This window comes from Pseudooceanicola sp. NS-SX9, from assembly GCF_057380705.1.
Genome location: NZ_CM170818.1, coordinates 772,292 through 798,895 on the forward strand (window position 1 = coordinate 772,292; position 26,604 = coordinate 798,895).

Annotated in this window: 20 protein-coding genes; 11 read left to right on the forward strand and 9 right to left on the reverse strand. The window is 68.5% G+C overall.

The features are described 5' to 3' along the window. Positions 1-151: 151 nt before the first annotated feature. Positions 152-1,336: a CaiB/BaiF CoA transferase family protein gene (locus AC2ITM_RS03680; protein ID WP_486468478.1), complete on the reverse strand. Its 1,185-nt coding sequence runs from the start codon at positions 1,334-1,336 to the stop codon at positions 152-154. A gap of 296 nt (positions 1,337-1,632) precedes the next feature. On the opposite strand from AC2ITM_RS03680, the gene AC2ITM_RS03685 reads away from it, so the two are divergent. From AC2ITM_RS03685 to proA, 7 genes are all read left to right on the forward strand, one after another. Continuing rightward, positions 1,633-2,409, forward strand: a complete 777-nt coding sequence (locus AC2ITM_RS03685) for an enoyl-CoA hydratase/isomerase family protein (protein ID WP_486468479.1) — start codon at positions 1,633-1,635, stop codon at positions 2,407-2,409. Between the two features lie 115 nt (positions 2,410-2,524). Beyond that, the gene (locus AC2ITM_RS03690; protein ID WP_486468480.1) at positions 2,525-3,313 is read left to right on the forward strand and encodes an ABC transporter ATP-binding protein; all 789 of its coding nucleotides are present in this window, start codon (positions 2,525-2,527) and stop codon (positions 3,311-3,313) included. Then, positions 3,310-4,032, forward strand: a complete 723-nt coding sequence (locus AC2ITM_RS03695; RefSeq protein ID WP_486468481.1) for an ABC transporter ATP-binding protein — start codon at positions 3,310-3,312, stop codon at positions 4,030-4,032. Before AC2ITM_RS03690 ends, AC2ITM_RS03695 begins: the two co-directional genes overlap by 4 nt. A 3-nt stretch (positions 4,033-4,035) precedes the next feature. Next, positions 4,036-4,911 (forward strand): branched-chain amino acid ABC transporter permease, encoded by an 876-nt coding sequence (locus AC2ITM_RS03700; RefSeq protein WP_486468482.1) that lies wholly within the window; start codon positions 4,036-4,038, stop codon positions 4,909-4,911. After that, positions 4,911-5,831 carry a branched-chain amino acid ABC transporter permease gene (locus AC2ITM_RS03705; protein ID WP_486468483.1) on the forward strand — a complete coding sequence of 307 codons (921 nt, stop codon included), beginning with the start codon at positions 4,911-4,913 and terminating at the stop codon, positions 5,829-5,831. The genes AC2ITM_RS03700 and AC2ITM_RS03705 overlap by 1 nt, the downstream gene beginning before the upstream one ends. Positions 5,832-5,920: 89 nt before the next feature. Further along, positions 5,921-7,075: an iron-containing alcohol dehydrogenase gene (locus AC2ITM_RS03710; RefSeq protein ID WP_486468484.1), complete on the forward strand. Its 1,155-nt coding sequence runs from the start codon at positions 5,921-5,923 to the stop codon at positions 7,073-7,075. A 246-nt stretch (positions 7,076-7,321) separates the two neighbouring features. Continuing rightward, complete coding sequence (proA, locus tag AC2ITM_RS03715) at positions 7,322-13,114, forward strand: anti-phage protein ProA (RefSeq protein ID WP_486468485.1); 5,793 nt, start codon at positions 7,322-7,324, stop codon at positions 13,112-13,114. Here the strand turns inward: proA and queE are convergent, their stop codons facing one another. The 6 genes from queE to AC2ITM_RS03745 all read right to left on the reverse strand — a co-directional run bounded on the left by queE (position 13,115) and on the right by AC2ITM_RS03745 (position 20,201). Then, positions 13,115-13,822, reverse strand: coding sequence for a 7-carboxy-7-deazaguanine synthase QueE (gene queE / locus AC2ITM_RS03720; protein ID WP_486468486.1), 708 nt, complete (start codon positions 13,820-13,822; stop codon positions 13,115-13,117). Next, on the reverse strand, positions 13,819-14,172 hold the full coding sequence (gene queD, locus AC2ITM_RS03725; protein ID WP_486468487.1) for a 6-carboxytetrahydropterin synthase QueD: 354 nt from the start codon (positions 14,170-14,172) through the stop codon (positions 13,819-13,821). The genes queE and queD overlap by 4 nt, the downstream gene beginning before the upstream one ends. Continuing rightward, the gene (gene queC, locus AC2ITM_RS03730) at positions 14,172-14,873 is read right to left on the reverse strand and encodes a 7-cyano-7-deazaguanine synthase QueC (RefSeq protein WP_486468488.1); all 702 of its coding nucleotides are present in this window, start codon (positions 14,871-14,873) and stop codon (positions 14,172-14,174) included. The genes queD and queC overlap by 1 nt, the downstream gene beginning before the upstream one ends. Before the next feature lie 280 nt (positions 14,874-15,153). After that, positions 15,154-16,797, reverse strand: a complete 1,644-nt coding sequence (locus tag AC2ITM_RS03735) for a hydantoinase B/oxoprolinase family protein (RefSeq protein ID WP_486468489.1) — start codon at positions 16,795-16,797, stop codon at positions 15,154-15,156. Next, positions 16,794-18,848: a hydantoinase/oxoprolinase family protein gene (locus AC2ITM_RS03740; protein WP_486468490.1), complete on the reverse strand. Its 2,055-nt coding sequence runs from the start codon at positions 18,846-18,848 to the stop codon at positions 16,794-16,796. Before AC2ITM_RS03740 ends, AC2ITM_RS03735 begins: the two co-directional genes overlap by 4 nt. Positions 18,849-18,869: 21 nt before the next feature. Beyond that, entirely contained in the window at positions 18,870-20,201 is a 1,332-nt protein-coding gene (locus AC2ITM_RS03745) for an NAD(P)/FAD-dependent oxidoreductase (protein WP_486468491.1), read from the reverse strand. 582 nt (positions 20,202-20,783) lie between these two features. Here AC2ITM_RS03745 and AC2ITM_RS03750 point away from each other — a divergent pair. The 4 genes from AC2ITM_RS03750 (at position 20,784) to AC2ITM_RS03765 (ending at position 24,772) form a co-directional block, all read left to right on the forward strand. Continuing rightward, positions 20,784-21,803 carry a TRAP transporter substrate-binding protein gene (locus AC2ITM_RS03750; protein ID WP_486468492.1) on the forward strand — a complete coding sequence of 340 codons (1,020 nt, stop codon included), beginning with the start codon at positions 20,784-20,786 and terminating at the stop codon, positions 21,801-21,803. 91 nt (positions 21,804-21,894) lie between these two features. Next, complete coding sequence (locus AC2ITM_RS03755) at positions 21,895-22,479, forward strand: TRAP transporter small permease subunit (protein WP_486468493.1); 585 nt, start codon at positions 21,895-21,897, stop codon at positions 22,477-22,479. Positions 22,480-22,624: 145 nt separating this feature from the next. Beyond that, a complete protein-coding gene (locus tag AC2ITM_RS03760) occupies positions 22,625-23,929 on the forward strand; it encodes a TRAP transporter large permease (protein ID WP_486468494.1) in 1,305 nt (434 codons plus the stop codon). A 36-nt stretch (positions 23,930-23,965) separates the two neighbouring features. After that, positions 23,966-24,772, forward strand: a complete 807-nt coding sequence (locus AC2ITM_RS03765) for a DeoR/GlpR family DNA-binding transcription regulator (RefSeq protein WP_486468495.1) — start codon at positions 23,966-23,968, stop codon at positions 24,770-24,772. Between the two features lie 397 nt (positions 24,773-25,169). Here the strand turns inward: AC2ITM_RS03765 and AC2ITM_RS03770 are convergent, their stop codons facing one another. After that, positions 25,170-25,496 carry a hypothetical protein gene (locus AC2ITM_RS03770; RefSeq protein ID WP_486468496.1) on the reverse strand — a complete coding sequence of 109 codons (327 nt, stop codon included), beginning with the start codon at positions 25,494-25,496 and terminating at the stop codon, positions 25,170-25,172. Continuing rightward, positions 25,493-26,431: a DnaJ C-terminal domain-containing protein gene (locus AC2ITM_RS03775; RefSeq protein WP_486468497.1), complete on the reverse strand. Its 939-nt coding sequence runs from the start codon at positions 26,429-26,431 to the stop codon at positions 25,493-25,495. Before AC2ITM_RS03775 ends, AC2ITM_RS03770 begins: the two co-directional genes overlap by 4 nt. Positions 26,432-26,604 lie beyond the last annotated feature (173 nt).

The window sequence follows — 26,604 nt, forward strand, 5'->3', positions numbered from 1 at the left end:
GCAGGCAACAGGCCGGGCCCGGACCATTCCGGCCCGGCCTTTCCATGCCCGGCCTCGTCATGTCCGGCCTTCGCCGCGCGGGTCCGTCCCCCCGGCCTGTCGTCCGGGGCGCCCGTCCGCCCAGGGACGGGGGCGCCCCCGCGCGCGGCCCCTATTCGGCCGCCTTCGGCACTGCCGGCACCAGCGCCGTGCCCTCCAGCCCGAATTCCCGCGCCACTGCGTCCGTATCCGCCGAGAAGCCGGGCGGAGGGCGGTGGTAGACGGCGGGGGTGCGCTCTAGCTTGATCGGGGTGCCGGTGCCGCGGTAGTCGCCGATATCGACGATCATGCCGCGGGCATGGGTCTGCGGATCGGCCACCACCTGGTCCAGCGTCCGCACCGGCGCGCAGGGCACGCCGGCCTGCATCAGCGTTTCCGACAGCTCGGTCGCGCGATGGGCGGCCATGGCGCCTTCCAGCATCTCGCGCAGGGCAGGGCGGTTTTCCTTGCGCAGCGCGTTGGATCCAAAGCGCGGATCGCTGGCGCCTTCCGGGATGCCCAGCACGGTGCACAGCCGGGCGAACTGGCCATTGTTGCCCACCGCCAGGAACAGGTCCTGGTCGGCACAGCGATAGGTGTCATAGGGGGTGATGTTGGGATGGGCATTGCCCGAGGGCCCCGGCACCGGCGCGCCCAGGTAGAGGTTCGGCAGATGCGGATGCATCAGCGACACCCCGCAATCATAGAGCGCGGCCTCGACGAACTGGCCCTTGCCGGAGCGCGTGCGTTCATGCAGCGCCATCAGGATGCCGATGGCGGCGTTCAGCCCCGTCACCATGTCCACCACCGGCAGGCCCACGCGCAGCGGCTGGCCCCCGGCCGCGCCGTTGACCGACATGATCCCGCACAGGGCCTGGATCGCCGCGTCATAGCCCGGACGTCCGCCATAGGGGCCGTCCTCGCCGAAACCGGACACGCGGGCATGGACCAGACGCGGGAAACGCGCCTGCAACACGTCCCGCCCGATGCCCCATTTCTCCAGCGTGCCGGTCTTGAAATTCTCCAGCAGCACGTCGGCGCGCTCCAGCAGGGCCAGCAGGACGGCGCGGCCCTCGGGGACCGACAGGTCGACGGCGATGCCTTCCTTGTTGCGGTTCAGCCCCTGGAAATAGCTGGCCGCATCGCCCTGGAAGGGCGGGCCCCACTGGCGGGTTTCATCGCCCTGGGGCGGTTCGATCTTGATCACGCGGGCGCCGTGGTCGGCCAGGATCTGGCCGCAGTAGGGCCCCCCCAGCACGCGGCTTGCATCAATCACCAGCACGCCCTGCAGCGCGCCGCCGGTGGCGGTCTGGTCCATGGACCCCTCCCTTCGGTTCTCCTCGGGGGGCAGGATCGTCGCTGTGGCGGGGCGGCGCAACCTGTGGCCTGACCGCGTGGTCGGACTTCACATATGTGAAAGATCTGCGCCGCAGTGAACGTGCTTTGACACTGCCGGGGCCGCGGGGCGACAGTCGGGGCGTCCCACCGGAGGAGCGGCCGGGACAGGAGGATCCCTGCGGACATGTCGGCGACAGCCGTGGCGCCCCGGCGCTGCGGGCAAGCCGTCTTGCGCGCCGGGACGGGGCCTTCATGCCCCCTGGAAAGGACAGCAGCATGCGAAACGAACTGATCAAGGTCACGGTCGAGGACCACGTGGCGGTGGTAAAGATGGACGCGCCGCCGGTGAACGCCTGGTCGCTGCCCTTCACCGAGGAATTCATCGAGGTCTTCGACGAACTCTACGACCGCAGCGACGTGCGCTGCTTGGTGGTGACGGGCCGCGACAGGATCTTTTCCGCCGGCGCCGACATCAAGTCGCGCGGATCGGTGGGCGCGGGCCCGGGCGACACCGCCCGCCACATGCGCCGCATGCGCGAGGTGGGCAACTGCATCATGGAATGCAACAAGCCGGTGGTGGCGGCGGTGAACGGCCCCGCGCTTGGGGTGGGCATGGCGCCCATCGTCAATGCCGACATCATCCTGGCGTCGGACAACGCCTTCTTCTGCATGCCGGAAATCGACATCGGCCTGATGGGGGGTGCGCGCCACACGATGCGGATCTTTCCGCACAGCCTGGCGCGGCGGATGCTGCTGACCGGCTACCGCCTGCCCGCGACCGAGGCCTATGCCCGCGGCATCATCGAATGCGCCGTGCCGCTGGACCAGCTGATGGAGCAGGCGATGGCCATCGCGCTGAACATCGCGTCGAAATCGCCCAAGGCCGTCAGCCTGGCGAAGCGCGCCATCAACACGGTGGAAACGATGCCCCTGCGCGATGCCTACCGTTTTGAACAGAACCTGACGAACGAGATGGTCCAGCATGCGGATTCCAGGGAGGCGATGCGCGCCTTCCTGGAAAAGCGCAAGCCCGTCTTCGGAGAGAACGCCTGAGGCAACCCGGATCGCGACGGCAGAGGAGGCCGCCCCGATCCGCTGTCCAGGCAGGGTGCCCTTGGCACCACGCGCGCCCGGTCTGCCCCGGGCCGCAGCAGAGGGGGAGGAGACCATGCTGCAGACCAAGACGCCGCCCGTGGGCGCGGCAATCACGACCGATGCCGTGCTGCGCGCCGAAGGCATCGGCAAGCGCTTTGGCGGCTTCGACGCGGTGAAGGATGTGAACCTGTCGATCGGGCGGGGCACGATCCACGCGCTGATCGGGCCGAACGGCGCCGGCAAGACCACCTGCTTCAACCTGCTGACGCGGACGCTTTCGGTCACCTCGGGGCGGATCTGGCTGGATGGAGAGGACATCACCGCGCTGCGCACCGCCGAGGTCGCGCAGCGCGGGCTGGTGCGGTCCTTCCAGATTTCCGCCACCTTCCCCAACCTGACGCTGCTGGAAAACGTCCGGGTGGCGCTGCAATCGGGCTATGGCAAGGCGTTCACCTTCTGGCGCTCGCTCCAGGCGGTGCGCCCGCTCGATGAACGCGCGATGGATCTGCTGGACCAGGTCGGGCTGGCCGATCAGGCGCAGGCCCGTGCCGCCGATCTGTCCTATGGCAAGAAGCGCGCGCTGGAAATCGCCACCACCCTGGCGCTCGATCCCAAGGTGATGCTGCTGGACGAACCCACCGCCGGCATGGGCCATGAGGACATCGAACCGATCACCGAACTGATCCGCCGCTCGGCGAGGGGGCGCACGGTGCTGATCGTGGAACACAACCTTTCCGTCGTCTCCACCCTGTCGGACCGCATCAGCGTGCTGCAACGCGGCCAGATCCTGACCGAGGGCACCTATGACGAGGTCTCGACCGACCCCCGCGTGATCGAAGCCTATATGGGAGCCGAGGCATGAACATGCATTCCCCCGCCCCGAAGACCCTGCTGCGGGTCGAGAACCTGCAGGCCTGGTACGCGGAATCCAAGGCTCTGGAAGGCGTCACCTTCGATCTGCACGAGGGCGAGCTGCTGACGCTGATCGGGCGCAACGGCGCGGGCAAGACCACGACGCTGCGCGCCATCATGGGGCTGTTGCGCAAGGTGAAGGGCTCGGTCCGGTTCAACGACCGCGAAATCCTGGGCAAGCCGACCTATCGTATCGCCCGCGAGGGGCTGGCCTACTGCCCCGAGGAACGCGCCATCTTCGCCTCGCTTTCCGTCAAGGAAAACATGAGCCTGCCGCCCGTGCTGCGCGAGGGCGGCATGAGCGACGAGGCGCTGCTGGCCTCTTTCCCCAACCTGCGCGAACGCGCCCACAGCCCGGGCACCCGGCTGTCGGGGGGCGAACAGCAGATGCTGGCCATCGCGCGCATCCTGCGCACCGGCGCCCGCGTCATCTTGCTGGATGAACCCAGCGAGGGCCTGGCGCCCGTCATCGTCAAGGAAATCGGCCAGCTGATCCTGAAGCTGAAGGCGCAGGGCTACACCATCATCCTGGTCGAGCAGAACCTGCATTTCGCCAGGGGCCTGGCCGACCGCCATGTGGTGATCGAACACGGCCGCGTCGCCGACATCGTGACGGCGGCGGAACTGGCGGCCGATCCGGGCCGCGTGCAGCGCTATCTGGGGGTCTGAGGAATGCATGTCTCGATACAACTGCTGATGGGCCAGATGCTGATCGGACTGATCAACGGGTCGTTCTATGCGCTGCTGTCGATGGGGCTGGCGATCATCTTCGGGCTGATGAACGTGGTGAACTTTGCCCATGGGGTGCAGTACATGCTGGGCGCCTTCGTGGCCTGGCTGATGCTGGGAACGCTGGGCGTGCCCTACTGGTGGGCGCTGGTGATCGCGCCGGTGGTGGTGGGGGCCTTCGGGATCCTGACCGAACGCTTCGTGCTGAAGCCGTTGCAGAACCTGGATCACCTCTACAGCCTGCTGGCGACCTATGCGCTGGCGCTGATTGTCGAGGGGCTGGTGCGGGTGAAATTCGGGTCCACCGGGTTGCCCTATGCCTCGCCCATTCCGGGGGGGGTGAACCTGGGGTTCATGTATCTGCCCTGGTACCGGCTGTGGATCGTCGTGTTCTCGCTGGTGGTGTGCACCGGCACCTGGCTGCTGATCGAGCATACCAAGCTGGGCGCCTATCTGCGGGCCGCCAATGAACGCCCCGACATCGTGGAAACCTTCGGCATCAACGTGCCGCGGCTGGTGACGCTGACCTATGGCTTTGGCGTGGGCCTTGCGGCGCTGAGCGGCGTGCTGGCGGCGCCGATCTACCAGGTTTCGCCCTCGATGGGGTCGACGCTGATGATAACGATCTTCTCGGTGGTGGTGATCGGGGGGATGGGGTCGATTTCCGGGGCGATCCTGGCCGGCTACGTGCTGGGCCTGGCAGAGGCGCTGACCAAGGTCTTCTACCCCGAGGCCGCCAGCATGGTGATCTTTGTCGTGATGATCCTGACCCTGCTGCTGCGTCCCAACGGCCTGTTCGCAGGCGCGGAGAAAGCGTGATGAAACCTGTCTATCTGATCCTGATCCTGGCGGTGGCGCTGGCGGCGCCCTTCGCGATCTATCCCGCGACGCTGATGATGATCCTGTGCTTCGCGGTCTTTGCCTGCTCGTTCAACCTGATGCTGGGCTATACGGGGTTGCTGTGCTTTGGCCATGCGATGTTCCTGGGCACGGCGGCCTATGGGGCAGGGTGGCTGCTGAAGGTCACCAACCTGCCGCCTGAACTGGGCATCCTGGCGGCGACGCTGGCGATGGCGCTGCTGGGGCTGGGGGTGGGGCTGATCTGCATCCGCAAGTCGGGCATCCAGTTCGCCATGATCACCTTTGCCATCGCGCAGTTCATCTACTTCATCCACCTGCAGGCCCCCTTCACCCATGGCGAGGACGGCCTGCAGGGCATTCCGCGCCGCCCCGTCCTGGGGCTGATCGATGTCAGTTCCGACCGGGTCTACTACTATGTCGTGCTGGTCATCGCGGCGCTGGCGATCCTGGCCTTCTGGCGGATCGTGCATTCGCCCTTCGGCGAGGTGCTGAAGGCGACGCGGGACAATTCCGCACGGGTGGAATCGCTGGGGCTGCGGCCCGAGCGGGTGAAGCTGCTGGCCTTCGTGCTGTCGGCGGCGCTGGCGGGGCTGGCGGGGGCGATGAAGGCCACGGTGTTTCAGATCGCGACGCTGAACGACCTGTCCTTCGTGGTCTCGAGCGAGGTCATCCTGATGACGCTGCTGGGGGGGCTGGGGACGCTGGCCGGGCCGATCATCGGGGCGGGCATCGTGGTGGTGCTGCTGGATCAGCTGGCGTCCTTCGGGGAATGGGCGCTGATCGCGCAGGGGGCGATCCTGCTGGTGGTGATCCTGTTCTTCCGCCGCGGGTTGCTGGGCGAGCTGCTGGCGCTGAAGGCGCGCCGCTCGGCCGGTTGAGACGGCTGAAAGGGGGGCGGGGGCTCTGCCCCCATCGGCCTGCGGCCGATCCCCCCGGCATATTTGTGGAAAGATGAAAGGACGAAGAGATGGGTTTCACCTTCATGACCACGCCGCGGGTGATCTGCCAGGCGGGCGGGTTGCGCGAGCTGGGCAGCATCCTGCGGGGGCTGGGCGTGACGCGGGCGCTGATCGTCACCGATCCCGGAATCGTGGCCTGCGGCTTTGCCGAAGAGGCGCTGAGGTCCGTGCGGGACGCCGGGCTGGGGGGCGAGCTGTTCGACAAGGTGGCCGCCGATCCGCCGATCGCCATCGTCAACGAGGCCATTGCCCAGGCGCGGGCCATGGGCGCTGACGGGGTGGTTGGCCTGGGCGGCGGCAGCAGCCTGGACACCGCCAAGGTGGTGGCGCTGGCCACCGGCACCGGGCAGGAGATCGCGGACATGATCGGGTCGGACCGGGCACGCGGCGCGCGGATGCCGCTGGTGCAGATCCCGACCACCGCGGGCACCGGGTCGGAAGTGACCTGGGTGTCGGTGCTGACCTCGGATGATCACGAGAAGAAGGCGGTCTATGCGCCGCAGCTGCTGCCCGACGTGGCGTTGCTGGATGCGACGCTGACCACCGGGATGCCGCGGCGCGTGACGGCGGCGACGGCGCTGGATGCCATGGTCCATGCGATAGAGGCCTGCACCAGCCGCACCCGCAAGAACACCCTGTCGGACATGCTGGCCGACAAGGCGCTGAGCCTGCTGGGCCCGAACTATCGCCGGGTGCTGGATGTGCCAGACGATCTGGCGGCGCGCGAATCCATGCTGCTGGGGGCGACGCTGGCGGGCATGGCCTTCATCAACGCCAGCGTCGGCGCCGTCCATGCGCTGTCCTATCCGCTGGGCACCGGGTTCCACGTGCCGCACGGCCATGCCAATGCGCTGGTGATGGGGGCCGTCTTCCGCTTCAACCTGCCTGTGGCCGAGGCCGAATATGCCCGCCTGTCGCAGGTGCTGATGCCGGGGCAGTCCTTTGCCACCCGCAGCGCCGCCGCCGAGGCGATGATCGCCGAGGTCGAGGCGATGCTGGCCGATTCGGGTCTTGAGACCCGCCTGGCCCAGGTCGGCGTCACCGAGGCCGCGATCCCCGGCATGGCCCGCGAGGTGATCGAGGGGATCTCTCGGCTGGTCGATGCCAACCCCCGGCCGATGACCCAGGACGAGGTCCGCACGGTCTACCAGCACGCGCTCTGAGTCGCGCGATCTTGCTTCAGGGGCCCTCCTCCCGGTGACGGGCGGGGGGCCTTCGTCGTTTCCAGGGTCCCGGGGGTTGCGTTTTGCGCACAGGTAAGCGGCAGGGTTGCGCCAAATGCGTAAAGGAACGAAACATGCACGTCCGGCAAGACTTCGCCTTGCGCAAACGCGGCGGATGCAATTGACAGGGCAAAAGGCATATGCAGCCGTTTCAATGACATGACGCTAAAGGAAGGCCCGGGACCCATGACGTTCGATACCGCAGAGCATTCTTCGACCTCACCTCTGGAGGTCACGCTCGGGTCCGCGGGCAAGGTCAATTTCGCCTCGTCGCAGAACGGGGTTTCGGTGCTGCGCGAGGTCACGCTGACCAATACCTCGGGGGATCTGCAGGAAGCGGTCGAGGTGACGGTCAGTTGCCGCCCCGGGCTGATCCGGCCGAAGACCTGGGTGCTGGACCGGATGGCGCCGGGCGACAGCCGCAGCCTGACCGATCTGGACACGCCGCTGGACACCGCGCTGCTGGGCGGGCTGGACGAGGCCGAGCTGGGCGAGCTGCGCCTCGAGGTCCGCCAGGGTGAACGGCTGCTGGCCGAAGCCTCCCGTCCGATCGAGCTGCTGGCGCGCGACGAATGGGGCGGGCTGGCCGAGATGACGCAGCTGCTGGCGGCCTTCGTGTCGCCCAACGATGCCGTGGTGGCCCAGATCCTGAAGGAGGCGGGCCGCCTGCTGGAGGCCGGCGGCCACAGCGGCGCCATCGACGGCTACCAGTCCAAGGACCCGGGTCGGGCCTGGATGCTGGCCGGGGCGATCTGGTCGGCGGCGACCGCCCTGGGGCTGACCTATGCCCTGCCGCCCGCCAGCTTCGAGGAGCGTGGCCAGAAGATCCGCAGCCCGGCCCGCATCCGTGCCGAGGGGCTGGCCACCTGCCTTGACAGCACGCTGCTGATGGCCGCCGCCTTCGAGGCCGCCGGGCTGAACCCGGTGGTGCTGATCTCGGACGGTCATGCCTGGGTCGGCGTCTGGCTGACGCCGCGCGATTTCGGCACGGTGGCGGAACCCGACGTGATGTGCGTGCGCAAGGCGGTCGATGCGCGCGAATTCGTCATGGCGGAAACCACGCTGTTGACGAAGCGCCCGACCATCGGCTTTGCCCAGGCCGTCGATACCGCCCGCGACCATGTGGCGGAACGCAACGAACATGCCTTCCGCATGGCGCTGGACATCCGCCGCGCCCGTGCCGCCCGCATCCGCCCCCTGGCCAGCCACCGCAATGACGAGGCCGGGGTGCAGGACATTCCCGCCAGCCCCGCCGCCCTGCCGCAGCCGCTGGATCTGGGCCTGCTGCCCGGCGATCTGGTCGAGGTCGAGCCCACCACCGCCCAGGACCGGGTGGCGCGCTGGCAGCGCAAGCTGCTGGACCTGTCGCTGCGCAACCGGCTGCTGAACTTCAGCGACACCCGCCAGACGCTGCCGCTGCTGTGCCCCGACATTTCCGCGCTAGAGGACCAGCTGACCGGCGGAGCGAAATTCCGCACCCTGGCGCTGAAGGACGAGGACCCCCTTGGCACCCGCGACCTGCTGGCCGCGGATGAACCGCGCCTTCTGGCCGAGGTCGCGGCCGAGGCCTTCCAGCGTCATCAGCTGGCCGTGCCGCTGACCGGCCGCGAGACCGACAAGCGCCTGCTGGAACTGCACCGCCGGGCGCAAAGCGACCTGCAGGAGGGCGGCACCAACACGCTGTTCCTTGCCGCGGGTTTCCTGCGCTGGAAGAAGTCCGACACCGACGGGCGCACCTATCGCGCGCCGCTGCTGCTGATCCCGGTCAAGCTGTCGCGGCGCTCGGCCCAGTCGGAGTTCGTGATCGAGCATCACGAGGACGACGTGCGCTTCAACGCCACGCTGCTGGAATTCCTCAAGCGCGATTTCGACCTGCATGTGCCGGAACTGGAAGGCGATCTGCCCCGCGACGAGGCGGGCTATGACCTGCGCCGCATCTTCGAGACCCTGCGCCTGCGGGTCCGCGACGTGGCGGGTTTCGAAGTGGTCGAGGAACTGGCGCTGTCGACCTTCTCTTTCGCCAAGTTTCTGATGTGGAAGGATCTGGTCGAGCGCACCGACAGCCTGCGCAAGGCGCCGCTGGTGCGGCATCTGGTCGACAACCCAACCGAGGCCTTCCTGCCCGAGGGTGCTGCCGGCCTGCCGCAGCCCGCCGATGTCGACCGCCGGATCGCGCCGCGCGACCTGTTCACGCCGCTGCCCGCCGACAGTTCCCAGCTGGCCGCGGTGCTGGCCGCGCAGGAGGGGCATGATTTCGTGCTGATCGGCCCGCCCGGCACCGGCAAAAGCCAGACCATCGCCAATATCATCGCCCAGTGCCTCGGGCTCGGCAAAACCGTCCTCTTCGTGGCCGAGAAATCCGCCGCGCTGGAGGTCGTCCATCGCCGTCTGGCGGCCACCGGCCTGTCGGATGCCGTGCTGGAGCTGCATTCCAACAAGGCCGACCGCAAGTCGGTGCTGGACCAGCTGGGCCGCAGCTGGAACCGGGCGGTGTCGGGCGGGGCGGACAGCTGGCAGAAGGTCACGGACGATCTGGGCGTGACCCGCGACCAGCTGAACGCCTATGTCGAGGCGCTGCACCGCAAGGGCACGCAGGGGTTCAGCGTCTTCACCGCCATCGGCCGCGCCGTGGACGAGGCGCCGCCCTTCACCCTGTCGTTCGCGGGCAAGGATGCCCATGACGCGGAAAGCTATGCCCATCTCTCGCGTCTGGCCGAGGCCCTGGGCCGCTGCCATCAGATTGTCGCGGATCTGCCGCCGCTGCCGCTGATCGGGGTGCAGGACTGGTCCTATGCCTGGCAGGACGACCTGCTGGCGCGGGCCGAGGCGCTGCGGGGCTCGGCCCGGGCGCTGCTGGACACGGCCCGCGACCTGCTGCGCCGGACCGGGCTGGGCGGCGACGCCACGATCACGCCGGACACGCTGGACCAGCTGAAGCGGCTGGCGGATCTGCCCAGGGGCGCGGGCGATCTGAGCCCCGCGCTGGAACGCGACCTGGAAACGCTCGCCCGCGATGTGGCGACCCTGACCGGGCTGCTGGCCGATCACGCCCGCGCCGCTGCCGACTGTGCCGCGCGCTATCCGATGGACCGGCTGGACCGCATCCCCCTGCAGCAGCTGGATACCGACTGGCGGCAGGCGCAGGCGAAGATGTGGCCGTTCTCCTCGATGGCGCTGTCGTCGGTGCGCAAGCTTCTGCAGACCTATGCGACCGGGGGCGAGGCCGACCCCGCCCGCGACATCGCCGCCCTGATCCGCGCACAAGAGGCCGAGGCACAGATCGCCGCCCTGCCGCTGCACGGCTGCCCCGCCTTTGACGGTCTGCAGACCGATCCCGCCCGCCTGACCGCCTGGGCCGAGGCGGCAGCCGCCCTGCGCCGCACCCTGGCCCGTCTGGCCCCCGCCGTCACCGACCCCGCCGCCTGGCAGGGCGCCACGCAGGATCTGGCCTCGGGGCAGGAGGGGCCGTTGCAGGCGGCGCTGGCGCGGTTCCGCGATCAGCACCTGGCCTGGCGCGCCGATGCGGTGCGGCTGGGCGACACCGCCGACAGTTCCCCCGAGGCAATGGCGCTGGAACCCCTGCTGCAGGCGCTGGACCAGACGCTGGCGCATCGCGACGTGCTGCCCGACTGGGCGCGCTGGATGGCCGCCTGCACCCAGGCGCGCGGCGCGGGCCTGTCGACGCTGGTCGATGCGGTGGAACTGGGCACCGTCCCCGATGCCGCCGCCGCCTTCGAGGCCGCCTATGCCACCTGGTGGCTGCCCCGGGCGCTGGATGCCGAACCGGTGCTGCGCGGCTTCACCCACTGGTCGCACGAAGACGCCATCCGCCGTTTCCGCGATCTGGACAGCCGCGCGACCCAGATGGCCGCCGGCCAGATCCTGGCGCGGGTCCAGCACGGCCTGCCGCCCCGCGATGCGGTGCCGCGCAAATCCGAACTGGGCACGTTGCGCCACCAGCTGGGGCTGCAACGCCCCTCGATGCCGATCCGCAGCCTGATCCACGAGATGCCCGACACCTTCACCAAGCTGGCGCCCTGCGTGCTGATGTCGCCGCTGTCGGTGGCGCAGTACCTGCCGGCCGGGCAGGCGGCCTTCGACGTGGTGATCTTTGACGAGGCCTCGCAGATCACCACCTGGGACGCCATCGGCGCCATCGCGCGCGGCCGTCAGGCGATCATCGTGGGCGATCCGAAACAGCTGCCGCCCACCAACTTCTTCGGCCGCACCGACGAGACCGAGGACGACCTGCCCGAGACCGAGCGCGACATGCCCTCGATCCTGGATGAGGTCTCGGCCGCGGGCATTCCCACCCAGCAGCTGAACTGGCACTACCGCAGCCGCGACGAGGCGCTGATCGCGTTTTCCAACTGGCATTACTATGGCGGGCGGCTGATCACCTTCCCCTCGCCCTCGACCCGCTCCGAGGCGGTGCAGCTGCATCAGGTCGACGGCACCTATGGCCGGGGGCAGGGCCGCACCAACGAGGCCGAGGCCCGCGCCATCGTGGCCCTTGCGGTGCGCCGCCTGACCGCCCAGCTGAAACGCCCCGAGGACCAGCGCCAGACCATCGGCGTGATCACCTTCAACAGCGAACAGCAGGGCCTGATCCTGGACCTTCTGGACGAGGAACGCCGCCGCAACCCCGATCTGGAATGGTATTTCGAGGACGCCCGGGAAGAGCCCGTCATCGTCAAGAACCTTGAGAACATTCAAGGGGATGAGCGTGACGTGATGCTGTTCTCGGTCACCTTCGGGCCGGATGCGGCGGGGCGGCTGTCGATGGCCTTCGGGGCGCTCAATGGCGAGGGCGGCGAGAAACGCCTGAACGTCGCCGTCACCCGCGCCCGCGAGGAGCTGCATGTCTTCACCTCGATCCGGGCCGAGCAGATCGACCTGACGCGGACCCGGGCGACCGGGGTGCGGCACCTGAAGGCGTTCCTGGATTTCGCGGCCCGCGGCCCTGTGGCGCTGCCCGCGCAGGACGACGGATCGCTCGGGCCGGTGGAAAACCCCTTCGAGGGCGCCATCAAGGCCGCGATCGAGGCCCGGGGCTGGGAATTGCGGCCGCAGATCGGCGTTTCGGGGTTCCGCATCGACCTGGGCGTGGTGCATCCCGACCATGCGGGCGTCTATCTGGCGGGGATCGAATGCGACGGGGCAACCTATCACGGCTCGGCCTCGGCGCGGGACCGGGACAAGGTGCGCCAGGCGGTGCTGGAGAACCTCGGCTGGACGATCTTCCGCATCTGGTCGACGGACTGGTTCCGCAGCCCGGTGACGGTGGCCGACCGCATCCACGAGGCGCTGCTGGCGCATCTGGACACCGACCGCGCCGCCCGTGCCCGGGCCGCAGCCGAACGCGCCGCGGACATTCCCGAAATGCTGGCACTGCCCGCACCCGAAGCCCCTCCCGAAGACCTTGCCGAACCGGACCAGCCCGCGCCCGAGGCCCCCTTGGATCAGCCCGACGCCGATCTTCGGGCCCCGCAGGACGACGACCGCCCGCTGTCGGACCTGCCCGACCCCGATGCGGATCGCTTCTTTGATGACGATTACCTGCCGCAGCTGGCCCGCCAGATCGACCGGATCGTCGGTGACGAGGGGCCCTTGCCGGTGGCGCAGCTGGCGCGCCGGATCGCCACGCTGCACGGCTGGCAGCGCACCGGCCGCCGCATCGCCGAACAGGTGCGCCTGGCGATGGACGGGATCGAGCTGCATGACGAGGATGACGTGGATTTCGCCTGGCTGCCCGGCACCTACCGCGACCGTCTGCCGTTCCGCCAGGGCACCGACCGGATGCTGCGCGACATCTCCCGGACCGAGATCGCCGACCTCTACGATCAGCACGCGGCCTTCCTGGATGGCGCGCAGGACCCGGTGCAGGAGCTTGCGCATCTGATCGGCCTGGTGCGGCCATCCGGCGATGCCCGCGCCTATCTGGAGGCCTGCCTGGCCTGGCGCCGCGGCGAGGTGTGATCACACGCCGCGGCGGTTGCCCCAGACCAGCACATGCAGCTGGGGCAGCACCCGCGGCGTGAACCAGCGATCCCCCGTCACCTTGTCGATCAGCCATTCCAGCCGGGCTGTGGTGGCCTCAAGGCTGACGGGCAGATCGGGGTCGACCTCGGGGTTGCCGGGCTGCAGGTAAAGCGGCAGTTCCGGGTGACGCTCGGCCGCGTCCCGGGCATAGGCGTAATCGGCATCGTCGAAGATGACGATCTTCATCACCACCTGGCGGGCGCCCTTCGCGGCGCTCAGGCAGCGGGCGAAGGCCGCCCAGTCGGTGGTTTCCCCCGAAGAGGGCGGCTTGGGGCTGAGCACCAGCGTGTCGAGATCGGCGAACCAGTCCCGCGCGATGGACCCTTGGGTTTCACAGGCAAAGCGATAGCCCTCGGCGCGGCCCAGGGCGATGACGCCGGTGAAATCCTGGATCGCGGGGTTGCCGCCGGACACCGAAACCGTCAGCGGCCGCCCGCCCGACAGGCTGCGGACCTGATCCATCACCTGCGCATCCGTCATCGCCGCCCAGTCGTGGCGATAGGCGCTGTCGACGGCGTGCAGGCTGTCGCACCAGCTGCAGCGATAATCGCAGCCGCCCGCGCGCACGAAGACGGTGGGTTCCCCGATCAGCGCGCCTTCGCCCTGGATCGTGGGGCCGAAGATTTCCGCGATGCGCAGGGTCATGGCCGGTATTCCGCCCAGGTCTTGGGCGTCTCGCTGACCAGCACCGCTGCGGTTTCCGGCCAGCGCGCCCGGCACCAGTCGAAGAAATGCCGGGCCATGTTCTCGGCGGTCGAGGGGGTGTCCAGCACCTCGTTCAGGTGCCGGTGGTCGAACTGGTCGTCGATATAGGTCTTCAGCGGCTTCAGCTCGTGATAATCGCGCACGAACCCGTCAGAGTTCAGCGTGGCCGAGGCCAGTTCCACCACCACGACATAGTTGTGCCCATGCATCCGCGCGCATTGGTGATCGGCGGGCAGGTGGGTCAGCTGGTGCGAGGCGGAAAAGTGGAATTCCTTGCGGATGCGGTACATCAGCGGCCCTCCCGGTTGGCGATGGCCTCGCGCCAGTAATCGGGATCGGCATAGGCGGTGGGGTCGGGAAGACCCGCCAGATCGAAGGCCTCGCGGCGTTCGACGCAGGTGCCGCAGCGCCCGCAATGCTGTTCGCCGCCCTTGTAGCAGGACCAGGTGCGATCAAACGGCGTGTGGTGGCGGGCGCCTTCCAGCACGATGTCGGATTTCGGCCGGTGCACGAAGGGGGTCCACAGCCGCACATCGGCATAGCCGTCGAGGGCCGCGCGCTGCATGGCCTCGAACGCTTCGGTGAAGGCGGGGCGGCAGTCGGGATAGATGAAGTGGTCGCCGCCATGCACGGCGGTGGCCACGGCCTGATCGCCCTTGGCGGCCGCGATCCCGAAGGCCATGGTCAGCATGATGGCATTGCGGTTCGGCACGACGGTGATCTTCATCGTGTCCTCGGCATAGTGGCCGTCGGGCACGTCGATGTCGTCGGTCAGGGCCGATCCGCTCAGCGCGGCGCCGATGGCGCGCATGTCGATCAGGTGGTGCGGCACGCCGAGGCGTTCGGCGGTTTCGGCGGCAAAGGCCAGTTCCTTGCGGTGGCGCTGGCCATAGTCGAAGGAAACAAGGCGGGTCAGGGTCTGCGTTTCGGCGGCCATGTGGGCCAGGGAAACGGAATCCAGTCCGCCAGAGCAGATGACGAGTGTTTTCATAGTGGGTCCCTTGTTTTGATGACCGGGTGGGCTGCGACCGGTGCGGCGCGGCTTATAGGCAGCGCGGGGCCATCGCGCAACAGGGCGCGGGGATCAGGGTTGGCGCCGCCTTGCCGGTGGCCGGGGCAGGTCCCCGGGGTGGGCCTTCAAAACGCAGGCAAAGCAGGGGGTTGTGGTGTCGTGCCGGCGGCGCTGTCACGTCGCGGCAGGGCCCCTGAAAAAGGGTCGCCCCGCCCGGGACCGGTCCGGGCGGGGCGACAGACGTCCTGGACGAGGGAGATCAGGCGTCCAGGCCGTAGACCGTGCGGGCGGTGTCGCGGCTGATGCGGCCCTCGGCCAGATCGCGGGCGACGGCTTCGGGCGGGCGGGCGGCGGGATCGCCATAGCCGCCGCCGCCGGGCGTCACGATCGAGACGATCTGCCCGGGCACCAGATCCACCATGCCGGCGAAGGTCGTGCGCCCGTCGCCGAAATCCAGATGCGTGCAATCGGCGGGCAGCCCGCCGTCCAGCCCCCAGGGATGCGAGGCCACGCGCGATCCCTCGACGGTAAAGCGGCAGGGGCGCTCGGCGCGGTAGACCCGGCGGATGCCCATGCCGCCGCGCCAGGTGCCGCAGCCGGCCGATCCATCGACCAGCTCGTAGCGCAGCAGGGTCAGGGGATATTCCAGCTCCAACGCCTCGACCGGCAGGTTCGAGGTATTGGTCAGCCCGACATGGATCCCCGACAGCCCGTCGGCCCCGGGGCGCGCGCCGCCGCCGCCGCCGATGGTTTCCAGATAGACCCAGATGTTGCCATCCTCGTCGAACCCGTTGAACAGCGCCCCCGAGCAGCAGCCGTTCCCGGCCGCCATCACCTTGCCCGGCAGCGCCTTGGCCAGCGCGCCATAGACCAGGTCGGTGACGCGCTGCGCCGCCGCGATCCGGCCATCCACCGCCGCCGGGTGGCGGCAATTCAGGATCGAGCCCGCGGGCGCTGTCACCGTCAGCGGCCGCGCCAGCCCGGCATTCGGCAGAACCGTCGGATCCAGCACGGATTTCACCGCGAAATAGGCGGCCGCCAGCAGCGAGGTATAGATCAGGTTCAGACCGCCGCGGACCTGCGGCGGGCCGTCGAACGCCAGCGTCATCTCGTCGCCCGAAACGGTGATCGCGACCGAGAAGGTCATCTGCTCGGGGCGCTGGTTGCTGTCGAACTGGTCCTCGAACGTATAGGTGCCGTCGGGGATCGCGGCGATGGCGGTGCGCATCTTGCGCTCGGCATAATCCTGCAGGGCGTCGCCCGCCGCCAGCACCTTTTCGGTGCCGTATTTCACGCACAGATCCGCCATCCGCTGCACACACAGCCGGTTCGCCGACATTTGCGCCCGCAGGTCCGAGATCCGCTCGCGCGGGACCTGGCAGTTCAGCAGGAACATCTCCTGCAGGTCGGCGTTCAGCACCCCCTCGCGATAGAGGCGCACGGGCGGGATGCGCAGCCCCTCCTGATAGATGTGTTCATGGCCGCGGTCGGCGAAATCGGAATGGTGCGCGGTGTTGACCGCCCAGGCGATCAGCGTGCCGTCGACGAAGATCGGTTCCGCCAGCACGATGTCGGGCAGGTGGGTCGCGCCGCCCGCATAGGCGTCATTGGCCATGAAGACATCGCCGGGTCGGATGTCGTCGGCCTGAAACCGCTGGGCGATGGCGGGCAGCACCCCCAGGAAGGACCCAAGGTGCATGGGGATGTGTTCCGCCTGGCACAGGGTATTGCCGCGGTGATCGAAGAGGGCGGTCGAACAGTCCCGCCGCTCCTTGATGTTGGTCGAGTAGGAGGCGCGCACCAGCGCCTCGCCCATTTCCTCGACGATGGATTGCAGGGCCGATCCGATGACCTCGACGGTGATCGGGTCGATGGCCACGGCGGGGGCGCTGTGCGCGTTCATGCCGTCACCTCCAGGATAAGGTTGAGGTAGGGATCCACGGTGCCGGTCATGTCGGGCAGGATCACGGTGGTGGTGTCCATCTGCTCGACGATGGCGGGGCCGGTGATGACATTGCCGGGCTTCAGACCGGCGCGGGCATAGACCGGGCAGGGGAGGAAGGCGCCCGCCTCGGGCATCCAGACCTCTCGGGTGTCGATCTGCGCCGCGCCGGCATCGGGGCCGGCATCGGGGGCGGGGGTGAAGGCGGCCTTGGTGACGATCCCCGCGGCCTCAAGGCGCAGGGTGACCAGCTGGATGGGCTCGCCCGCGGCGACAAAGCCGAAGCGCTGGCGGTGCGCGGCCTCGAACCCCTCTTCCAGCGCGCGGAAGGTGTCGGCGGTGACGGGACCGGCGGGCACCGGCACCGAGAGTTCATAGTTCTGGCCCATGTAGCGCATGTCGGCGGTGCGGGTCATGACGCGGCGGTCCTCGGTGATCTTTTCCGCATCGAACCAGGCACCGGCCTGGCGGGTCAGATCGGCAAAGCCGTCCTCGACCGGGGCAAGGGCCGCATCGCCAAGCGCCATCAGCCGCGAGATCGCGAAATCGGCGCGCAGGTCGGTCAGCAGCAGGCCAAGGGCGCACAGCGTCCCGGGCGTCAGCGGCACGATGACCTTGGCCATGTCCAGCTCGCGCGCAAGGCGGGCGGCGTGCAGGGGACCGGCGCCGCCAAAGGCCATCAGCGCATAGTCGCGCGGATCATGGCCGCGCTGCACGGAAATCACCCGGATCGCCTTGGCCATGTTGGCCGTCACGACCGAGATGATGCCCTGCGCGGTTTCCATCACCCCAAGGCCCAGCCGGTCGGCCAGCCGCTGCACAGCCTCGACCGCCAGATCGCGGCGCACCTTCATGCGGCCGCCCAGGATTTCGACCGGGTTCAGGGTCTGCAGGACGATGTTGGCGTCCGTCACTGTGGGTTCGGTATTGCCAAGGCCATAGCAGACCGGTCCCGGATGCGCCCCGGCCGAGCGCGGCCCGACCTTCAGCAGCCCGCCCGTGTCGACATGCGCGATCGAGCCGCCCCCCGCCCCAACGGTGTGGATGTCGAGCATCGGCGCCTTGATCGGATAGCCATGCACATCGGCCTCGCCGGTCAGCTGGCAGACGCCGTTCTGCAGCAGCGCCACATCCGAGGAGGTGCCGCCCACGTCGAAGGTGATGATGTGATCGAACCCCGCCATCCGGCCGATGGCCTGTGCCGCCACCACCCCGGTCGAGGGGCCCGACAGAACCGTGCGCACCGGCAGGTTGGCGGCGGTGTCGAACCCGATGACGCCGCCGTTCGATTGCGTCAGCTGCGGCGCGACCTGCAGGCCGATGCCGTCCAGCCGGTCCTTCAGGCGGCGGATGTAGCTTTGCATCACCGGGCCCAGATAGGCGTTGACGACGGTGGTCGACAGGCGCTCGAACTCGCGGAACTCGGGGGCAACGTCGTGGCTGGCCGAAACGAAGACATCGGGCAGTTCCTCGGCGATGACCTGACGCGCCAGGGCCTCGTGCTCGGTATTGAGGAAGCCGTAGAGGAAGCAGACCGCCAGCGCCTTGACATCGGCCGCCTTCAGGGCGCGCAGTTCGGCGCGCAGGGCGTCTGCATCCAGCGGCACCTCGACGCTGCCGTCATGACGCAGCCGTTCGGGAACCTCGCGGCGCAGGTCGCGGGTGACCAGCTGTTCGGGCTTTTCGGCGAACATGTCGTAAAGGTTGGGGCGCTTCTGGCGGCCGATCTCCAGCAGGTCGCGGAAGCCGTCCGACACGATCAGCCCGGTCTTCACGCCCTTCAGTTCGATCAGGGCATTGGTGGCAACCGTAGTGCCGTGGCCCAGGAAGGACAGATCGGCGGCGGTGGCGCCGACCTGTTCCAGCCCCTCGACCACGCCGGTGGTGATCCCGCGCGAGGGATCGTCCGGGGTCGAGGAAACCTTCCAGATCTCGACCTTGCCGCTGGCTTCGTCAAACAGGCAGACATCCGTGAAGGTGCCGCCCGAATCCACGCCAATTCTCCATGCCATGGTGTGCTGTCCTGTTCTGCGTCACGCCGCCAGTGCGGCGGCTTCGGAGTGGGTGTTCCTGAACCGCGTCAGGCGGAACGGGGCGGGGTCGGTCCGCGGGACCTTGCCCAGAAGAAGCTCGGCCGCCAGTTCGCCGCCGCCGGGCCCCGAGCCAAAGCCGTGCCCCGAGAAGCCCGAGGAAATGAACAGCCCCGGCAGCGCCGGCACGTCCGAGATCACCGGGATCGCATCGGGGGTGGCGTCGATCATGCCGCCCCAGGCATGGGTCTGGCGGGCATCGGCAAAGGCCGGAACGGCGCGCGCCAGGTTCTTCAGCGCCTGGCGCAGGAAGGGGCCGTCGGGTTCGGGATCCAGGGTGCGGATCTGCTCGAACGGGGTGATCTGGTCCGGCGCCCAGCGGCGCGGCATCCGCAGTTCGGTCAGGAAGTCACTGCCCACGCGCAGCTTCAGCTCGTGCCAGCTGGTGCGCAGGGTGGGCAGGAAATCGGGCAGCAGGCGGAAGCTGTCGGGCACGATCGAGGCGACGTTGGCATTGCGCAGCGCCACGGTATAGCCGCCGTCCAGCCGCTTGCGGAAGGCAAAGTCGCCGCCGCCCACGGGCATGTCGGTGATGGCGGCGGCGCTTTCGATGCGCGCGGCCGTCGCCAGCAGCTTCAGCTGTGGAAAGTTGATCCCCAGATTGCCCAGGAACAGCCGCGACCAGGCGCCGCCGGCCACCAGCGCGCGCTCGGTGCGGATCGGGCCCTGTTCGGTGATCACCGCAGAAAGCCCCCCGGCCTGGGTCTCGATCCCGCGGACGGCGCAGTTTTCCAGGATCACGGCGCCCAGGCGCTGCGCGGCCTTCGCCATCTCGGGGACGGCGCGCCAGGGTTCGGCGCGGCCATCGGTGCGGGTGTGCAGGCCCATCACGTAGCGGCTGTCGATGCCCGGCAGCAGCTCACGCAGCCCGGCGCCGTCCAGCTTGACGCAATCCATGCCGGTGTCCCGGCCCACATCGGCCCAGGCGCTGAAGTCGCGGACCTCGCGCGGGGTGCGGCAGACATAGGTGATGCCGGTCTCACGGTAGCCGGTGTCGATGCCAAAGCGCGCGTCCAGGCCCCGCCACAGCTCCAGCGAGCGGATGGTCAGCGGCAGTTCCTTGGGATCGCGGCCCATCTGGCGCACCCAGCCCCAGTTGCGGCTGGATTGCTCGGCGGCGACGCGGCCCTTTTCGCAGACCACGACGCGCTGGCCGGCCTCGGCCAGAAACAGCGCCGCGGTGATGCCGGCGATGCCGCCGCCGATGATGACGACATCGGCCCGGGGCGGCGCGGCGGTGTCGGGGGTGATGCGCGAGATGGTATCGAGGATCATGTCAGGGCTCGTGTCAGGGCTGCAGGGACGCTGGCAGGGCGGGGCAGGCGGCTGCGCGCTTTGCACCGGCCTTCCGGCGGAAACGATCATGAAGCTTCATGTTTGCCCGTCGTCCATGCGCATTTTGCCGCGATTCGGTGGGTGATGTGGCCGATTCCCGCATCCGTGCCCATTGGTTTCGGCCCGAAAGGATGCGGAAATTGCCCCGACACAATGGTCGGGTTTCAGAAATATAAGGGATATTCAGGGCACATCCGGTCATGAGAAGCTGTCCAATGCGGGCCGGGGTTTAGGGCATCCGGCGCGTCGTCTGCCCTTTCACGCTTGTTCAGCTTTGCGTTTTTGTGAACGAAAAACGTCATGCCCTAGTGAAAATTCATCTGGGATGCACCTAATTTTGGCAATCGCTGCGAATTCATGCGCGAGATTCGCCATAGTGATGGGAGAGTGTGGAGGAATGTTGACACAAACATGCACAGATGCCTGCATGGGGCCGTGCGGGGGCCCGAAGGCTGCATCCTGCGCCAAGCCAGAGCCGGAAACCGGCCGTCTTTCCTTCAGATCGCAACAGGGAAATCCGACATGACCATGAACCGCCGCCTCTTCCTGCAGTCTGCCACCGCCATCGGCGCGCTTGCCGCCGCCGGTGGCCCCGCCTTCGCCGCCGGTCCCGCCTGGGACATGGCCGACGAATACAGCGCCGATGCACTGTCGGGCAAAGCCGCGAACCATTTCATCGAGGCGCTCAAGGCCAAGGTCGGCGACAAGCTGATCATCAACTACCAGGGGGGCGGGGCGCTCGGCTACAAGTCGGCCGACCAGTTCGACGCGGTGCAGGATGGCGCGGTGCAGTCCGCCGTCACACTGATGACGCAGCTGGGCGGCATCGATCCGATCTTCAACCTGTCGTCGCTGCCCTTCATCGCCAAAACCCCGGACGAGGCCTACCTGCTGTGGCAGGCCGCCCGCGAGGAATATGCCAAGGTCTTCGAGGCCAACGGCATGGTGCTGCTGTGGGCGATGCCGAACCCGCCCTCGGGGATCTCGGCCAAGGCGCCGATGACCTCGGAGGCGGCGCTGAAGGGGCTGCGGATCCGCACCTATGACGTCAACGGCACCGAGACGATGAAAAACGCCGGCGCCGCCCCCCTGCAGGTGGCCTGGGCCGACCTGATCCCGCAGCTTTCGACTGGGGGCATCGACGCGGTGCTGACCTCGGCCGATGGGGCGCGGCAGCTGTCGCTGTGGGATTATGTCTCGGATTTCAGCGAGATGAACTATGCCATGGGGCTGTTCATGTACCACGTCAACAAGGACAGCTACGACGCGCTGCCCAAGGACGTGCAGGAGGCGATGGTCGCCGTCGTCGACGATTGCGACAAGTACAACTGGCAGATCATGGTGGATTCGATCCAGCAGGCCTACGACCTGATGACCAAGAACGGCATGAAGGTCACCAAGGCCGCCGACATCCCCGACGAGGTGTTCACCTTCCTGCAGGCCGCCGGCGGCCCGGTCAAGGACAGCTGGCTGGAGCAGACCGGCGATCGCGGCAAGGCCGTGCTGGCCCGCTTCGAAGAGCTGAAGAAGCAGGCCGCCTGAGCCCGCGCGATCCCGTTCCGGGCGCGTTGGGCGCCCGGGCCCGGACTGGCCTCTGACTGGCCCCTGACTGCCTTGGGATGGAGTTGCCCCCATGACCGCCGAATGCGCTTCCGACCTGCCCGGTGCCCGCACCGACACAACGGACACCCCGCCCGCCGATCCGCGCTGGCTGACCTGGGCCGAGCGCGCCTCGGCCGGGATCAATGCGGCGGCGGCGGTGGTCTCGGCGGGGCTTCTGGTGCTGATGACCGCGCTCATCCTGCTGGAGATCGTGCTGCGGATGTTTTCGCTGTCGACCTTCATGTCGGATGTGCTGGTGGCCTATGGGGTGGCGGCCGTCACCTTCCTGGCGGCGCCCTGGGCGTTGCAGCAGGGATCGATGATCCGGGTGACGGTGATCACCGGCCGACTGCCCCTGCGGGCGCGCTGGCTGACCGAGGCCTTCGCTCTGCTGTCCACCGGATGGATCATGTGGTTCCTGATCGGCTACCAGTGGAAGACGGTGGTCAAGCTGTACCTCAGGGGCTCGACCAGCCAGCAGATGATCTCGATCCCGCTGTGGATCCCGGAAACCTTCATGCTGGCGGGCTTCAGCCTGATCCTGCTGCAGATCGTGGTGCGCGCACTGCGCCTGGTCTTCGTCGGCCTGTCCGAAGACCGCGCCCTGTCGCTGTGAGAGCCGCCGCCGTGAGACCTGTCTTGAGAACCGCCGCCTTGCCCTGCGTCCTGAACGCCGCCGCCCTGCGCCTTGCAGCCTTCGGCCCGGCCGCCTGTCGCCCCGTTCCCCTGACCCCCGCTGCCTGACCCGGGAAGGATCTGCCATGTCGATTGCCGCTTCCGCCTTTGTCGTGCTGGGCCTTCTGGCGCTGTTCCTGGGCGCCGGGGTCTGGATCTTTTCCGGGCTGATGCTGGTGGGCGCCTCGGCGATGTATCTGGTGCTGGATTTCAGCCCGGCGCGCATCGGTTCCATCGCCACCAAAGTCATCTCGTCCTCGGCCGTCTCGTGGGAGCTGGCCGCGATCCCGATCTTCATGTGGATGGGCGACATCATCTTCCGCACCGATATCTCTCAGCGGCTGTTCCGGGGGCTGGCGCCGCTGGTGGCGCGGGTGCCGGGGGGGCTGCTGCATACCAACGTCTTCGGCTGCACGATCTTCGCGGCGATCTCGGGGTCGTCGACCGCGACAACGGCGACGGTGGGCAAGATCACCATCCCGGAACTGCGCGCGCGCGGCTATGACGTGCGGCTGGCGGCCGGATCGCTGGCGGGCGCCGGCAGCTTCGGCCTGCTGATCCCGCCCTCGATCGCGATGATCGTCTACGGGGTGCTGGCCAATGTCTCGATTGCGAAACTGTTCGCCGCCGGGCTGATCCCGGGGCTGATGATGGCGGGGCTTTACGCGGGCTACATCGCGCTGATGGCAAGGATCGACCCGTCGCGCGCCCCGAAGTTCGAGGGCACCATCACCCCGAAGACCGTGCTGCGGGGCCTGTGGGATCTGGTGCCCATCGCGGTGCTGATGGTGGTGGTGCTGGGCTCGATCTATTCCGGCATCGCCACCCCGTCCGAGGCCGCGGCCGTGGGCGTCTTCGGCGCCGTGGTGATCACCATCGTGACGGGGCAGTTTTCCCTGCAGCTGATGCGCGACAGCCTGATGTCGACGATCCGGGTGTCGGCGATGATCCTGATGCTGATCGCGGCCTCGGCCTTCCTGTCGGCCTCGATTGCCTATATGCACCTGCCCACCATGATCACCGAGGGCATCGCCTCGCTGGGGCTGTCGCCCTATGGGGTGCTGCTGATCCTGGCGCTGCTTTATGTTGTGCTGGGGATGTTCCTGGATGGCACCTCGATGACGGTGATGACGGTGCCGATTGCCGTGCCGCTGATCCAGCAGGCGGGGTTCGATCCGCTGTGGTTCGGCATCTATCTGGTCATCATGATCGAGATGAGCGCCCTGACGCCCCCCGTCGGGCTGAACCTTTACGTTCTGCAGGGGCTGACCGGGCGCACCCTGGGCCAGACCACCCGTGACGCCGCGCCCTTCTTCGGGCTGCTGTGCCTGGGCACGATCATCCTTGCGCTGTTCCCGCAGATCGTGTTGTGGCTGCCCGGCCTCCTGTAAATCCCCTGCGGGGCGCGGTGCCGAGAAGGACCTGAGATGACCGACCTGAACGAGTTCTCGAACGACGAAATGCTGCCCGCCGAGCGGCGCCAGCACCTGATCGAGTGGTTCAAGCTCAACCAGGCGGGGTCCAGCCAGGATCTGGCGCGGATGTTCGGGATCTCGGTCTCGACCATCCGGCGGGATCTGGATCTGCTGGCCTCCGAAGGATTGGTGCGGCGCACCCATGGCGGCGCGGTGGCGATTCGCTCGCGTGCCACATGGGAGCCCTCGACCGACCAGTCCCGCCGCACCGCGGTCGAGGAAAAGCAGGCCATCGTCGCCGAGGCGCTGAAGATGATCGAGCCGCACCAGTCGCTGCTGATCGACACCGGCGCCGTGGTCTGCCACATCCTGGCGGACGAGATCGCCCGGCTGGACATCCCCCTGACCGTGGTGTCGAACGACCTGCACGTGGCCAAGGCGCTGACCTACCGGGAAAACATCACGCTGATCGTGCCGGGGGGGGCGTGCCGGTTCGGTTCGTTCAGCCTGCTGGGGGAGCCGGGGCAGAGCTTTCTTCGGGATCTGCACTGCGACATCTTCTTCATGTCGGCGGCGGCGGTGGACGAGGCGGGCGTGTCGGAAACCCATCTGGAGCTGGTGCATCTGAAGCGCGCCATGATCGAGGCCGCGACCGAGGTCGTGCTGCTGGCCGACAGCAGCCGCTTCATGTCGCGGGCGCTGCACCGCACCGCGCCGATCGAGGCGATCTCGACCGTGATCACCGACAGCGGCCTGAGCGCCGAGGACCGCGCCCGCTTCCCGGTGCCGCGCCCCGCCTTCCGGCTGGCGCAGGTCTAGGGGGCGACGGGCGCGATCCCTTTGCGGGAGGGCCCGCAGGGCCGGGCCTGCATGGCCTGCAGACCGGCCGTTGTGCGGGGCGGGCCGGTGGCCCGCAGGCGGCTGGCCGTTGTACGCGGCAGGGCCGGTGGATCGCGGAAGGCTGGCCGTTGTGTGGGGCAGGGCCGTTGGATCACAGGCGGCAGGCCGTTGTGCGGGGCGGGGCCGTTGGGCTGCAGGAGGCTGGCCGTTGCACGAGGCAGGGCCGGTGGCCCGCAGGCGGCTGGCCGTTGTGTGGGGCAGGGCCGTTGGATCACAGGTGGCAGACCGTTGCACGAGGCAGGTCCGGTGGCCTGCAGGAAACGGGCCGTTGCCCCGGGGCGCGGGACATGACCTGATCCGGGCCTCCGGCGTGGCGTTACAGCCGGTCGAGGATGCGCGCGCGGATCTCTGCGGGTTCCTGGCCCAGGGCCTGCATCAGGGCGGCCAGATCTCCGCGGGTGCCGTGCAGCTGGTCGATCAGCTGCATCACCATCTCCAGCGCCTCGTCGGCCAGACCGAAATCGTCGCACAGGTCGCACAGCAGTTCGGCCCGGGCGATGTCGACGGGACGATAGACCGGGGCCGCGCCATCGCTGGCCGGGCGGATCATCCGGGCCGAGACGAAATGCGTCAGCCGCGTCTGATCCAGCCGCCCGACACGGGCGATGACCTCGGCTTCGGTGTAGGAACGGGTGCTGGTCATGCGCTGCCTGCCTTGCGGGGATCGTAGGGATGGGCCTTGGCCCAGCTTTCCATGAAGGTCTTCAGGTCGTCATCGACCTCTTTCGGCAGCACGACGCGCAGGGTGATGCGCTGGTCGCCCGCCGGGCGGTTCGCCGCCGCGATGCCCCGGCCGCGCAGCCGCAGCACCTGGCCGCTGGTCGCCCCCGGCGGCACCGCCACCTTGACCGGCCCGGCGATGGTCTGGGCCTCGATCCTGGCACCCAGCACCGCCTCGTAGAGGGTGACGGGCAGGGTGGTCTCGATATCGTCGCCGTCGCGGGTGAACTGGGGATGCGGCTGCACCTGCAGCGTCACATAGGCATCGCCCGCAGGCCCGCCGCCGATCCCCGCGCCGCCCTTGCCGCGCAGCCGCAGCACCTGGCCGTCGGGGGCGCCCTTGGGGATCTTCACCTCCAGATCGCCGGTGGGCAGGCTGATCCGCAGCGTGCCGCCATTCGCGGCCTCAAGGAAGGGGACCTGCAGCGTGTAATGGGCATCCTGCCCGCGGGCGCGGAAACCGCCCTGCGTGCCGCCGAAACCATCGCCAAAGCCGCGGGCCCCCTGGCGGCGCAGGAATTCGGCAAAGATGTCGGCCTCGTCGCCGCTGGCCTCGTAGCGGGTGTTCTGGCGGTAGGGGTTGCCGGGCGCATCGGCGTAATCGCGGTAGAAGGGGCGCTCGCGCGGGCGTTCCTGCCCCGTGGCGTCGATTTCACCGGCATCGAAGCGGGCGCGGGTCTCGGGGGATTTCAGCAGGTCGTAGGCGGCGCCTGCGGCCTTGAAGCGCGCCTCGGCCGCAGCATCGCCCGGATGCAGGTCCGGGTGGCTGTCCTTGGCGATCCGGCGATAGGCCTTCTTGATGTCATCCGCGCTGGCCGTCTTCGATACGCCCAGCACCTCATAGGGATCGTCGCTCATCGCCTGTGCCTTCCCGAGTCTTCGCGCGCAGTAGAGACCCATCGCCCCGCCGCCGCAACCGCCGCCCGCCCGACATCTTGACGCGGCCCGGCGGTGATCCGCCCGCCCCGCCGCGCGGGTGAGGCGGCATTGCACCGTCGGCGGGGATCCGTTCACGGCTTCGTGGGGAAGTC